Annotated in this window: 10 protein-coding genes; 8 read left to right on the forward strand and 2 right to left on the reverse strand. The window is 71.8% G+C overall.

Going from position 1 to position 12,704, the window contains the following annotated elements; all coding sequences use genetic code 11:
• Positions 1-27: 27 nt before the first annotated feature.
• Both G6045_RS12955 and G6045_RS12960 read right to left on the reverse strand, forming a co-directional pair.
• Positions 28-747, reverse strand: coding sequence for a leucine-rich repeat domain-containing protein (locus G6045_RS12955; protein WP_328707750.1), 720 nt, complete (start codon positions 745-747; stop codon positions 28-30).
• The gene (locus G6045_RS12960) at positions 738-1,397 is read right to left on the reverse strand and encodes a pyridoxine/pyridoxamine 5'-phosphate oxidase (protein ID WP_328707751.1); all 660 of its coding nucleotides are present in this window, start codon (positions 1,395-1,397) and stop codon (positions 738-740) included. Before G6045_RS12960 ends, G6045_RS12955 begins: the two co-directional genes overlap by 10 nt.
• A gap of 47 nt (positions 1,398-1,444) precedes the next feature.
• Between G6045_RS12960 and G6045_RS12965 the strand changes: the two genes are divergently transcribed.
• The 8 genes from G6045_RS12965 (at position 1,445) to G6045_RS13000 (ending at position 12,670) form a co-directional block, all read left to right on the forward strand.
• Positions 1,445-2,026: a CGNR zinc finger domain-containing protein gene (locus G6045_RS12965; RefSeq protein WP_165332061.1), complete on the forward strand. Its 582-nt coding sequence runs from the start codon at positions 1,445-1,447 to the stop codon at positions 2,024-2,026.
• A gap of 173 nt (positions 2,027-2,199) precedes the next feature.
• Positions 2,200-2,994 carry a metalloregulator ArsR/SmtB family transcription factor gene (locus tag G6045_RS12970; protein WP_165332062.1) on the forward strand — a complete coding sequence of 265 codons (795 nt, stop codon included), beginning with the start codon at positions 2,200-2,202 and terminating at the stop codon, positions 2,992-2,994.
• A gap of 93 nt (positions 2,995-3,087) precedes the next feature.
• Entirely contained in the window at positions 3,088-3,687 is a 600-nt protein-coding gene (locus tag G6045_RS12975; RefSeq protein ID WP_165332063.1) for a dihydrofolate reductase family protein, read from the forward strand.
• Between the two features lie 50 nt (positions 3,688-3,737).
• Positions 3,738-4,364: a TetR/AcrR family transcriptional regulator gene (locus tag G6045_RS12980; RefSeq protein WP_328707752.1), complete on the forward strand. Its 627-nt coding sequence runs from the start codon at positions 3,738-3,740 to the stop codon at positions 4,362-4,364.
• A 151-nt stretch (positions 4,365-4,515) separates the two neighbouring features.
• Positions 4,516-6,495 (forward strand): alkyl/aryl-sulfatase, encoded by a 1,980-nt coding sequence (locus G6045_RS12985; protein WP_165332065.1) that lies wholly within the window; start codon positions 4,516-4,518, stop codon positions 6,493-6,495.
• A gap of 149 nt (positions 6,496-6,644) precedes the next feature.
• Positions 6,645-9,578 carry an ATP-binding protein gene (locus G6045_RS12990; RefSeq protein WP_165332066.1) on the forward strand — a complete coding sequence of 978 codons (2,934 nt, stop codon included), beginning with the start codon at positions 6,645-6,647 and terminating at the stop codon, positions 9,576-9,578.
• A gap of 97 nt (positions 9,579-9,675) precedes the next feature.
• A complete protein-coding gene (locus G6045_RS12995) occupies positions 9,676-10,176 on the forward strand; it encodes a hypothetical protein (RefSeq protein WP_165332067.1) in 501 nt (166 codons plus the stop codon).
• Between the two features lie 151 nt (positions 10,177-10,327).
• Positions 10,328-12,670, forward strand: a complete 2,343-nt coding sequence (locus G6045_RS13000) for a glycoside hydrolase family 95 protein (protein WP_328707753.1) — start codon at positions 10,328-10,330, stop codon at positions 12,668-12,670.
• The last annotated feature ends 34 nt before the right edge of the window (positions 12,671-12,704 follow it).

Genomic DNA, 12,704 nt, shown 5'->3' on the forward strand with positions numbered 1-12,704 from the left:
CGGTGTCGGGCATCCGTCGTCCCGCGCTCACCGCAGGACGACGCACCCCCGCCGCTCCAGGGCCTCGATGGCCGCGCAGTCCCCGTCCAGCGGGTTCCAGCGCAGGTCAAGCTTCTCCAGGGCGGGCAGCTCGCCGATCCAGTACGGGAGGTCGCGCACCTGGTTGGAACGGAGATCGACCTTCCGTAGGCGCGGCAGGTCCCGCAGACCGGCAGGGACCTTCGCGAACCGGTTGTCGCGCAGCTCGACCTCCCGCAGCTCGGTCAAGTTCCTTGTGTTGTCCGGGAGTTCGCCGAGCAGATTGCCGCGCAGCCACAGTTCGCGCAGCGCGCCGAGGCGACCGAGGCCGTCCGGCAGGTCGGTCAGCCGGTTGTGCTGCGCGCGCAACTCGACCAGGGACGTCAGGCCGCCCAGAGTGGCGGGAAGCTCGGTGAGCTGGTTCTCGCCGACGTTGAGGTAACGCAGCCGGCTCAGACGGCCCAAGGAGGCGGGCAGGGCGGCGAGCCGGTTGTCGTGCACGTAGAGGAAGCGCGACAGCTGCTCGAGGTCGCCGATCTGCTCGGGGATCTCGGTCAGCCGGTTGTGCCCGAGGTCCAGGGTGTGCAGCCGCCGCAGCGTGCCGATCCGGGCGGGGATCGCCGCGAGCGCATTGTCCGCGAGCTGCAGCACCTCCACCTCGGGACGCCAGGCGTTCTCGGGGATCTCCGTGAGCCCGGCCCGCCAGTGGTCGACATGGGTCACGGCCACAGCAACCCCCGCTCCCAGCCGCCGTCCTCGGCGGTGAGATACGTCAGGCGGGTGTGGCGCCGGCCCTTGTCGCCCTGCCAGAACTCCACCGACTCCGCCCGCACCGTGAGCAGTTGCCAGCCGTCGGCCACCAGGTCGGGCTGCTCCTCGACACGGGCGAGGGAAGCGGCGACCGCCCTGTCCCGCTCGGCGAGATCGGCCAGCGGCTGTGACTGCCGTCCGAGCAGGGACTCGGCGCGGGCGCCGATGCCGCGCGCGAGGAAGTCGGCACGGGAGGCGTCCCGCCCCGCCGTGACGACCGGACCTCGGACGCGGATCTGGCGGGCGAGTTCGGGCCAGTAGAAGGTGAGCGCGGCGAAGGGGCGCTCAGCCAGCTCGCGGCCCTTGACCCCGCCGCTGTCCGAGGCGAACTGCCAGCCCTCGGCATCCACGTTCTTGAGGATCAGCACCCGCGCCGTCGGATTGCCGTCCGCTCCCGCCGTCGACAGCGTCATCGCATGCGGTACGCGCACGCCCGAGTCCAGGGCGTGCAGCAGCCACTCGGTGAAGAGTTCCTCGGGCGTCGCCGGCGCGGTCGACGGGTCGAACGCGGGGAGTTCACCGGCGAACACCTCGATGCCCCGCAGGAGCTGACGCAGATCCTCGGCCACCCATACCTCCAGCGTTAACGGTTCATCGGGACGTTAGCATTAGGCCCATGCCGGACAGTCAGCTGGTCCTCGACCTCACCCTCACCATCCGCCACGACGGCCACGGAGGCGTCGCCGACGACCTCTCCGAATCCGCCGGGCTGACGGCCTGGGTGCGTGAACACCTGCCGGAACTGGGGGAGTTCACCGCCGACCCGGTCTCCCTCGCCTCCGTGCGGCAGCTGCGCGCCGCCGTCCGCGCGCTCTTCGCCAAGGCTGTACGGCCAGGAGAACCCAGCCCCGCCGACGCGCGCCGTCTCCTGCCGGAGCCCGAGGCGCTGGCCCGCCTGAACGAAGCGGCGGCCCGGGTCCCGGTCGTGCCGGTCTTCGCCTGGGGCGCGGAGCCGCTGGCCGAGCTGCGCCCCGCGGCGCCCGCGGAGCCGGCCGAGCTGCTGACCGCCACGCTCGCGCGCGAGGCGATCGCCTTCCTCGCCGGACCCGACCGCGCCAAGCTCCGCGCCTGCCACGCCCCGCGCTGTGTGCGCTACTTCCTCAAGGAGCACCCCCGTCAGGAGTGGTGCAAACCCTCCTGCGGCAACCGTGCGCGCGTGGCCAGGCATCATGAACGGCACCGCTCGGTCCAGTCGTGAATCGGGAGCTGCCGTGATCGGAGGCTCGGCAATGAGCTCGCCGACCACGGCCACGTCTCGAACCCCGCACGCGCGCCGCCCGAGCGGATCGGCGCGTAACGACCGCAGTCGGCAAGCGAGTTGCTCCGAGATATTCCTTGACAGGGATATTCGATCTGGAGAATACTTCAGGCATGGAGCAGATCGCATCCGCACTCGGCGACGCCGCCCGCTGGCGCATCGTCGAGCTGCTTGCCGGGCGTCCCCGGTCCGTCGGTGAACTGGCCGAGCTGACCGGACTGCGGCAGCCGCAGACCACCAAGCACCTGCAGACCCTGGTCCGGGCAGGGCTCGCCACCGTCCACCCGCTGGGCCAGCGGCGTGTATACGCGATCGAGGCCGCACCTCTTGAGGCCCTCGGGCGGCGGCTGCGGTCGCTGGTCGAGACGGCGGGCGGGCAGCAAGGCGAGCTCGATGTCCTCGCCCGCTACCAGGCCGCGATCGAAGCCGAGACGGCCGCTGCCGGCAAGGGCGGGGAGCGCTGGGCGGACGGGCGGACCTTTGTGTTCGAGCGCCGCCTCGCCGCGGACCGCGCCCTGGTCTGGCGGCACTGGACCGAGCCGGAGCTGCTCGCCTCCTGGTGGGCCCCGCCGTCGATGACGATCACCGACTGCGTCCTCGAACCCGAGGCCGGCGGTCGCGCGGTCCTCGACTACCGCGACGCGGAGGGCACGTACCGCTCGGCCGGCCGGGTGCACGCGGCGCAGGAACCCGAGCGCCTCGTCTTCGACCTCGCGGTGCGCGATGCCGCGGGAGGCGTCTCGTTCTCCGTCCAGTACGACCTGACGCTCACCGAGGTCGACGGCGCCACGCGCCTGCGGCTCGGGCTTCACCTCGCCGACACCGCCGTCGAGGCGGCGGAGTTCATCGCCGGCATCGAGACCGGCTGGGGGCAGGTGCTCGACCAGCTCGATCACGTACTGGGCTAGCTCGACCATGCACGGCTCTACTCCCCGTACGGGAAGAAAAGCCGGCCATTGCAGCGCCACCACCGGACAGTGACCAAGGGAAGGGAACACCCCATGAACAACCCGACCGCACGCAAGGTGACCGCCAACATCGGACTCACGCTCGACGGGCGCTACCACGGGGCCGGAGGGCCCGGCGACATGGGCGCGATCGTCCCGTACGCCGTCACCGAGGTCGCCCGTGACCACCTCACCCGTGTCTGGCAGGGCAAGACCACGGCCGTCCTCGGCCGGGGCAACGCGCAGGGGTTCGTCGGCTACTGGTCGACGGTCGCCGAGGACGAGAACGCCGATCCGCGCGACCGCGGATACGCGCAGTGGCTGATCGGGGCCGAGAAGGTCGTGTTCTCGACGACGCTGACCGAGGCGCCGTGGGACCGCACCCGCGTGGTGAACGGGCCCGTCGAGGACGTGATCCGTGAGCTCAAGGCCTCCGGTGAGGGCGACATCCTCGTCAACACCGCACCCAGCATCCTCAAGCCCCTGCTCGCCGCGGATCTCGTCGACCGTCTGTACCTCATGATCTGCCCCGAGATCACCGGCGGCGGCGAGCGGCTCTTCGAGGACGGCCTGCCCGCGTCGAGCTGGGAGCTGACCAGCCAGGAGACCGGAAAGACCGGCGAACTCGCCCTGGTCTACGACCGGGTCCGCTGAACCGGCGCATGGCGGCGGACCGATCGCGCGGCTCTGCCACGATGGGGCGCGTGACCGCAGCAGAGGACAAGGACCAGGGCGGCTCGACGCCGCCGGCAGGACGCCGCAGACGGCGCGATCCGGAGCGTACGCGTGCCGTGCTCGTGGAGGCGCTGCTCGACCTGGTCGCCGAGGGGGAGCGGGAGCCGACGCGCAAAGCGATCGCCGAGCGTGCCGGGGTCTCGGAGCGGACCGTGTTCGTCCATTTCGCGGACCGTGAGGCGCTGTACGTCACCGCCGCCGAACAGCAGGCCGAGCGGTGGCGTGCCCTCGCCGTCGAAGTGCCGCCCGAGTGGCCGGTGCGCCGCAAGGTACGGGCGCTGCTCGACCAGCGCGGCGCCATGTACGAAGTGATGTCGCCCATCCGCAAGGTGGGACTCCAACTCGAGTCGGAATCCCCGGGGTTGCGCCGCGTGATGGCCGAGGGCGACACCTGGTTCCGCGACGACCTGGCCCGCACCTTCGCCCCCGAACTGGCCCTCGTGTCCGGTGCCCGCCGTCCCGGAGGCCTCCTCGACTCCCTGGAGGCCGCATCCGGCTGGGCCGCCTGGGACCACCTGCGGGCGCGACGCGGGCTGGACCCGACGGCGGCGGTCACCGCGCTGTCCCGGACACTTCGGGCGCTGCTGGAGTCCTGAGGACCCCGCCCACCTGCGATCCCCACCCGCATATCGCACTCCTCCGCGTCCCCAACCCTTGACTCCTATTGCAGTCGGACTGCAATAGTGACCCCCGAGGGGCGTCGACCGCTGCGTCCTGTACCGAACCGACCAGCAAAGGTGAGGCGCCATGACGTCGATGGACCGGCGCGGATTCGTCGCCGCCGCAGCAGGTGCGGCCGCGGCCGCCGTAGCGCTCAACCCGCAGACCGCGGTGGCGGTTTCGGGCACGCGGGAGGCGCAGGGCACGCAGGGGACGCGGGGGACGCTGCCGTCCGCGCCGACGGACACCGACGGCCTGCCGTACGAGGACGAGGGCGACTTCGCCGACGCGGACCGCGGATTCATCGCGGCCTTCACCGCAGGGCCGATCAAGACCGCCGCGGGAAAGGTCGCCTGGGACCCGGACGCGTACCGCTTCATCGGCGAGCAGAAGAGCGAGCCGGACTCCGTGGACCCGAGTCTGTGGCGGCAGGCCCGGCTGCTCTCGCGCCAGGGCCTGTACCGGGTGACCGACCGGATCTACCAGGTGCGCGGCCTGGACCTGTCCAACATGACCATCGTCGAAGGCGATACGGGACTGATCGTCATCGACCCCCTGATCTCCGCCGAGACCGCCGCCGCCGCGCTCCGGCTCTACCGTGAGCACCGCGACCCGAAGGGCGCGCGCCCGGTCAAGGCGATGATCTACACGCATCCGCACGTCGACCACTTCGGCGGCTGCCGCGGTGTGCTCCCCGGCAGCACCGAGGGCGTGGACATCCTCGCGCCGGAGGGCTTCATGGAGCACGCGGTCAGCGAGAACGTGTACGCGGGGCCCGCGATGGCCCGCCGCTCGGCCTACATGTACGGGGCCCAACTCCCCACCGGCGTCAAGACGCAGGTGGGCTGCGGACTCGGTCTCAACGTCTCACTCGGCACCGTCGGGCTGATCCCGCCGACCCGCTACATCACCGCCACCGGGCAGGAGGTCACCCTCGACGGTGTGCGGATCGAGTTCCAGATGACGCCCGGCACCGAGAGCCAGGCGGAGATGAACTTCCTCTTCCCCGACCTGCGCGCCGTGTGCATGGCGGAGAACGCCACCCACACCATGCACAACATCATCACGCTGCGCGGCGCCCAGGTCCGCGACGCCCACGCCTGGGCGGGCTATCTCACCGAGTCCATCGGCCTGTACGCCAAGAAGGCCGATGTCGCCTTCGCCTCCCACCACTGGCCGACCTGGGGCGACGAGGCGATCGTCGCGCTGCTCACCCACCAGCGTGACCTGTACGGATACCTGCACGACCAGACCGTGCGCCTGATCAATCAGGGACGTACGGGCTCCGAGATCGCCGAGACCCTGCAACTGCCGCCGCAGTTGGACCGGGTGTGGGCCAATCGCGGCTACTACGGTTCGATCAGCCACAACGTCAAGGGGATCTACCAGCGGTACATGGGCTGGTTCGACGCCAACCCCGCACACCTGTGGCAGCACCCGCCCGTCGAGGAGGCGAAGCGGTGGGTGGAGTGTCTCGGCGGACAGCGCGCGGTCCGCCGCCAGGCCCGTCGGTACGCCGAGCGCGGCGATCTGCGCTTCGCGGTCACCCTGCTCAACCACGCCGTCTTCAACGACCCGGGCGACCGCGAGGCCAAGCGTGATCTCGCCGGCCTCTACACCCGTCTCGGCCACGGGATGGAGAACGCCGTGTGGCGGAACTTCTACCTCATGGCCGCGCAGGAGCTGAAGGAAGGCATCAAGCCGGCCACCAGCGCCACCCTCGGCCCCGACATGTATATGGCGCTCACCGTCGGCCAGTTGATCGACTCGATGGCGGTACGGGTCAACGGCCCGAAAGCCTGGGACCTGCGCCTTGACGTCGACTGGCACATCGGCGATACCTACTGGCACCTCCGCCTCGCGAACGGCCTGCTCACCTGGACCACCTCCGCCTCCCCGGCGAAGGACGCCGGCCTGACGATGACCATGACCAAACCGCAGCTGCTCGCCCTGCTCGCCGGGAAGGGCACGGACGGCATCACGATGACCGGGGACCCGGCCCTTTTGAAGCGGCTGCTTTCCGTCCTGGACGCCCCTGACCCCGTCTTTCCGATCGTCACGCCCTGAGCCGTACGTGCGCGCCGCAGGCTTGCCCGGCCCCAACTCCCCGAACAGCAGGGCCCGATGCCCCCGCACAGGCGTACGCTGAGGTCCCTTGAAGCCACGGCGTGCACCGGCTCCCCGCGCCCGCGCACCACCGCGGCAGGGGGTGCGGCATGAACCAGGGCATACCGTCGGGGCCTTCGGGTCCCAAGGCCGGTGGCGCGCGGCTGCGGCGCACACTGTTCGAGCGCGAAGACGAACTCGCCGCCGCGGACGAGGCCTTGGCCGAGCTGGCCGGTCTCGTCCCCGAAGGAGTCGACCCGCTGGACCGCCCGAGCGGCGCCCTGCTCGTCTTCTCCGGGCGCGCCGGGCTCGGCAAGACCAGCCTGGTCGCCGAAGTGCGCCGGCGTGCGCACGCCAAGGGCTGCACCGTGCTCGCCGCGCGCGGCGGCGACCAGGAGCAGCACGTCGCCTTCCACGTCGCCCGCCAGCTCGTCCAGCCGCTGCTCGCCGGAGCCTCACAGGACGAACTGCGCGCCACACTGGGCAGTTGGTACGACATCGTCGGCCCCGCGCTCGGCCTGTGTGCCCCGGCCGAGGGGGCCCCGCCCGACCCCCAGGGCCTACGCGACGGACTCGACTGGGTACTCACCCACCTCGCCGTCCAGCGCGCGCCGATGGTCCTCGTCCTGGACGACGCACACTGGGCCGACCGCGAGTCCCTGAGCTGGCTCGCCGCCTTCGCGCCCCGCGCCGAACAGCTCCCGCTGCTCCTCGTCGTCGCCTACCGTCCCGATGAACTTCCGGACTACGCGGACGAGTTCAGGGGCCTGCCGGGCCGCGCCGGCCAGCGGCCCATCGACCTCGAACCGCTCAGCGCATCCGCCATCGCCCGGCTCGTACGCGAGAGCGTGGGCGCGCATGCCGACGACGCGTTCTGCCGTGAGACCTGGGCCGTCACCGCGGGCAACCCCTTCGAGGCGGTCGAAGTCACCGCGAAGGTGCGCGACCGCGGCCTCGAACCCAACGAGGCCGGCGCCCATCTGCTGCGCGACCTCGCCGCCGCCGTCAAGGGCAGCGGTCTCATCGCCCGCCTGGAGCGGCTCGGCACGTCCACCGTGCGCTTCGCCTGGGCCTGCGCGGTGCTCGGCACCGAGATCTCCCCGCATCTGGCCGCATCCGTCGCCGGACTCGGCGGCGAGGAAGCCGGGGACTGCGCCGACCGGCTGCGCGGCGCCCGTATCCTCACCGGCGCCGACACCCTGGAGTTCGTGCACCCGCTGATCGCCACCGCCGTCTACCGCGCCATCCCCGGCGGAGTCCGCGTCGCCCTGCACGGACAGGCCGCCTGGGCGGTCATCAACGAAGGACTCGGCGCGGCCGCCGCCGCACGCCACCTCCTGGAGACCCACCCCGACGACGACCCCTGGGTGGTCGAGCAACTGCGCGCCGCCGCCCGCGAGGTGCAGCGAGCCGGGGCTCCCGACGCGGGCCGCCGCTATCTGGCCCGCGCCCTGCGCGAGCCGCCGGCGCCCGAGGAACGGGCCGGTGTGCTCTACGAGTTGGGCTGCGCCTCGCTGCTCACCGAACCCGCCACCACCGTCAACCACCTGCGGGCCGCGCTCGCCGAACGGATCGAGGACCCCGAGCTGCGGCACGGCATCGTCATCCGGCTCTCCCAGGTCCTCGCCCACTCCGACCGCCTGGCCGAGGCCTCCGCCACCCTCGGCCACGAGATCCAGCTCGCCGAGGACGCACGCGTACGGCTGCGGATGCAGGCCGAACAGTTCATGTGGGACGCCTTCCGCTCCGACGAACCCAACTCACCCGCCCGCTCACGGCGGTTGGCCCGGCTCGCCGACCGCCTGACCGGACGCGATCTCACCGAGCGGTACATCATCGGGCTGCGCGCCTGGGACGCCACCTTGCGCGGCGAACCCGCCGAGACCGCCCTCCACCATGCCGAACGCGCCCTCACCGGCGGTCTCGGCTGGGCCGCCGAGGAGGACCGCGGCTTCGAGGTGCCCGTCCTCGTCGCCCTCGCCTTCCTCTACGCCGACCGGCCGGGCCGCGCCGAAGAGCTGTTCGCGTCCGGCATCGCCGACTTCGAGCAGCAGGGCTGGCGCGGCGGCCACCTGTCCTTCGGCTACACCCTGCTCGGCTACGTCCGGCTGCGCCGCGGACGGCTCGCCGAGGCCGAGGACTTCGCGCGCGCCGGACTGCGCCTGGCCGAACGCGTCGGACGCCGTACGCCCGCGCATTGGTACGCGGTCAGCATCCTCGTCGAGATCCTCCTCGCCCGCGGCCGGGTCACCGAGGCCGCACACATCGGCGAGGAGCACGGATTCGGACCGCCGTTCCCGGCCGCCGTGACGTTCCCCGACTCGCAGACCGTGTACGGCGAACTCCTCCTCGCGCGCGGCAAAGTGCGCGAAGCGGCCGTCGAACTCTCCGCGGCCGGACGGCGCCTGGACCCGCGCGGCATGCGCAACCCCGCCTGGTGCCCCTGGCTCCTTCACCTCGCGCGCGCCGAGTCCCACGACACCCCGGCACGCGCCACCTCGCTCGCGCAGGAAGCCGTCCAGCGTGCGCGGCAGTACGGGGCCGCATCCGCGATCGGACAGGCCCTGCGGATCCACGCCCAGGTGGGCCCGCCCGCCGAGCGCGCCAAGCTCCTCGAGGAATCCGTCGCCCACCTCGAACGCTCACCGGCCGGCCACGAGCTGGCCTGCTCGCTGGTCGACCTCGGTGCGGAACTGCGCCGTACCGGCAGGACCGCGGAAGCCGCCGACCATCTGTACCGCGGCCTCGACGCCGCGGCGCAGTGCGGCGCCGACGGCCTCGTCGAGCAGGCCCGCGACGAGCTCGCCGCGATGGGGCAGCGGCCCCGGCGGCTGCACAGCACCGGGACCGACACCCTCACCGCCCGCGAGCGGACGGCCGCCGCGCTCGCCGTGCGGGGGGCGTCCACGGCGGACATCGGCAAGGAGCTCGGCCTGGACGAGCCGGCCGCCGGGCGCCTTCTGTCGGCCGTGTTCCGCAAGGTCGGCACCGACCTCGGCGGTCTGGGCGCGGCCCTCGGGGAGGTGCCGCAGGACCGGGCGTGAGCGGGCGGCAGATCAGTTCCGCGGCACCCTTGCGGCGGCTGGGCAGCGGCCCGGTCCCCGGGGTCGGGAACGGTCCGCGGCCACGTACCATGGGCGCATGTCCTTCCTCCGCCGCCGCAACGCCCCCACCCCCGCCGGGCCGGACTTCGACGTCCTCGCCATGGACCCGGGAGACTGGCCGGGCAACCTCGGCGCGGGCCTGCTGCCCGCCCCCGACGGCAGCTGCCAGGGCGTCTTCCTGCGCTACGACCTGTTCGGCGGCCGCGGCCCCGCGATGGTGATCGGCAATCTCCCCGAGGGCTCCCCGGCCCGCGACCTGGGCGAGAAGCAGGTGCCCTTCGAGGTCGCTCAGCTGCTGCTCGCGCTGGAGAACGAGGAGGAGGTCGAGGTCGTCTCGACCGAGGACATGCCGGTGATGCAGGGGGACAACCTGCTGATCGTGCGCCGTCTCAAGCTCTCCGAGAGCCGTATCTCCTGCGTCCAGTTCGACCGCAGTGACAACGTCCTGGTGACCATCGCCGCCTGGGACCGCCCCATCACCGACGACCTGTACGCGCTGCTCAAGCCGCTGCCCGCGGAGCTGTTCCAGCAGGGCTGAGCCCTCGCGCTGTTCCCGACGGGGCAGCTGATGCTGCACGTACCCTTGTAGCCGAGTCATCGGACCTCTAGCGTCCGGGGGCATGTCATCCATGCCTGAAACACCTTCCACGCCCGCATCGGCGTCTTCCGGCATATCGCGAAGAACCACCGTGAAGTCGGCGATCGGTGGGGCCGGTGCATTAGCCCTGGGGAGCGGAGTGGCAGCGGCGGCCACCGGTGCCCTGGCCGGTGAGGCCCACGCCGCCCCACAAGCATCCGATCAATTGCGGCTCCGGTACGCGGCACCCGCCGCCGACTGGGAACGCGAAGCACTGCCCATCGGCAACGGCGCACTCGGCGCGATGGTCTTCGGCACGCTCGCGAGCGAACGGCTCCAGTTCAACGAGAAGACGCTGTGGACCGGCGGCCCCGGCTCGCAGCAGGGATACGACCACGGCGACTGGCGCGAGCCGCGCCCCGGGGCCCTCGCCGAGGTGCAGCGCCTGCTCGACGAACAGGGCCGGCTCGACCCGGACACCGTCACGGCGAAGCTCGGCCAGCCCCGCCGCGGGTTCGGCGCCTACCAGACCTTCGGCGACCTGTACCTCGACGTCCCCGACGCCCCTACGGCGCCGGACGCCTCGTACCGCCGGGCGCTGGACCTGACCACGGGCCTCGCGACCGTCACGTACACCCATCAACAGGTGCGCCACGAGAGGGAGTTCTTCGCCTCGTACCCCGATGGGGTGATCGTCGGACGCCTCGCCGCCGACCGGCCGGGCAAGGTCGCCTTCACCCTGCGCTACACGTCACCCCGAGCGGATTACGCGGCGAGCGCCGACGGGAGCACGCTCACCGTGCGCGGCGCCCTCGCGGACAACGGCCTGAAGTTCGAGGCCCGGCTCACCGTGCGCACGAGCGGCGGCACCGTCACCGCAGGCCCCGATGGCGCCCTCACCGTCACCGGAGCGGACAGTGCCTGGTTCGTCCTCGCGGCCGGTACCGACTACGCGGACGTACACCCCAGCTATCGCGGACAGGACCCGGCGCAGCGTGTCCGCCGCACCCTGGAACGCGCCGCCGGCCGGGGCCATGCGGCGTTGCGTGCCCGCCATATCGAGGACCACCGAGGCATGTTCGGCCGCGTGGCCCTCGACCTCGCGGCCGAACTGCCGGAGGTCCCCACGAACCAGCTCCTGACGCAGTACACGGGCGGGGCGAGCGCCGCCGACCGGGCTCTGGAGACGCTCTTCTTCCAGTACGGCCGCTACTTGCTCATCGCCTCCTCGCGTCCCGGATCGCTGCCCGCGAACCTCCAGGGCGTCTGGAACCACAGCACCACCCCGCCCTGGAGCGCCGACTACCACGTCAACATCAACCTGCAGATGAACTACTGGCCGGCCGAGGCCGCGAACCTCGCCGAGACCACCGCACCGTACGACCGCTTCGTGCAGGCGCTGGTCCCGCCCGGCCGGACCACCGCACGCGAGATGTTCGGCTCGGACGGCTGGGTGGTGCACAACGAGACCAACACCTACGGCTTCACGGGCGTGCACGACTGGGCGACCTCCTTCTGGTTCCCGGAGGCAGCCGCCTGGCTCACCTCGCAGATGTACGAGCACTACCGCTTCAGCGGCTCCACGGACTATCTGCGCACCACCGCCTATCCGGTGCTCAATGAGGCGGCACGCTTCTGGCTGGCGAACCTGCACACCGACCCGCGCGACAACACGGCGGTGGTCTCGCCCAGTTACTCGCCCGAGCACGGCGACTTCACCGCGGGCGCCTCGATGTCCCAGCAGATCGTGCACGAACTGTTCACCAATACGCTCGAAGCCGCCCGCACCCTAGGCGACGACCGCGCCTTCCGCGACGAACTGGCCGCCGCGCTGGAGAGGTTGGACCCCGGGCTGCGCATCGGCTCCTGGGGACAGCTGCAGGAGTGGAAGACGGACCTCGACGACCCGGCCGACGAGCACCGCCATGTCTCCCACCTGTACGCCCTGCATCCCGGCCGTCAGATAGCGCCGGGCAGTACGTGGGCCGAGGCCGCGAAGGTGTCGCTGACGGCGCGCGGCGACGGCGGTACGGGGTGGTCCAAGGCCTGGAAGATCAACTTCTGGGCGCGGCTGAGGGACGGCGACCACTCTCACGCCATGCTGGCCGAGCAGCTCAAGCATTCGACGCTGCCCAACCTCTGGGACACCCACCCGCCGTTCCAGATCGACGGCAACTTCGGGGCGACCTCGGGCGTGGTGGAGATGCTGCTGCAGAGCCAGCACGATGTGATCGACATCCTGCCCGCGCTGCCGGGCTCCTGGCCCGACGGCTCCGTACGAGGACTGCGGGCGCGCGGCGGCGTCACGGTCGACATCACCTGGACCGGCGGCCAGGCCACCCGCATCGTCCTGCACGCCTCCCGCACCCGCGAACTGACGGTCCGCAGCAGCCTGTTGGACGGCGGCGAGCGCACCTTCAAGGCACGGGCGGGGGAGCGGTACGTACTCGACTAGCAGCGGAAAGGGGGCCGTGGCACACGCCACGGCC

The sequence above is a fragment of the Streptomyces mesophilus genome, from assembly GCF_011044995.1.
Classification (GTDB): Bacteria; Actinomycetota; Actinomycetes; order Streptomycetales; family Streptomycetaceae; genus Streptomyces; species Streptomyces mesophilus.

Bases quoted from the DNA above. Each gene is read 5' to 3' on its own strand.
- G6045_RS12985 (WP_165332065.1), top strand. From the start codon at position 4,516: ATGACGTCGATGGACCGGCGCGGATTCGTCGCCGCCGCAGCAGGTGCG.
- G6045_RS12965 (WP_165332061.1), top strand. From the start codon at position 1,445: ATGCCGGACAGTCAGCTGGTCCTCGACCTCACCCTCACCATCCGCCAC.
- G6045_RS12970 (WP_165332062.1), top strand. From the start codon at position 2,200: ATGGAGCAGATCGCATCCGCACTCGGCGACGCCGCCCGCTGGCGCATC.
- G6045_RS12995 (WP_165332067.1), top strand. From the start codon at position 9,676: ATGTCCTTCCTCCGCCGCCGCAACGCCCCCACCCCCGCCGGGCCGGAC.
- G6045_RS12990 (WP_165332066.1), top strand. From the start codon at position 6,645: ATGAACCAGGGCATACCGTCGGGGCCTTCGGGTCCCAAGGCCGGTGGC.
- G6045_RS12975 (WP_165332063.1), top strand. From the start codon at position 3,088: ATGAACAACCCGACCGCACGCAAGGTGACCGCCAACATCGGACTCACG.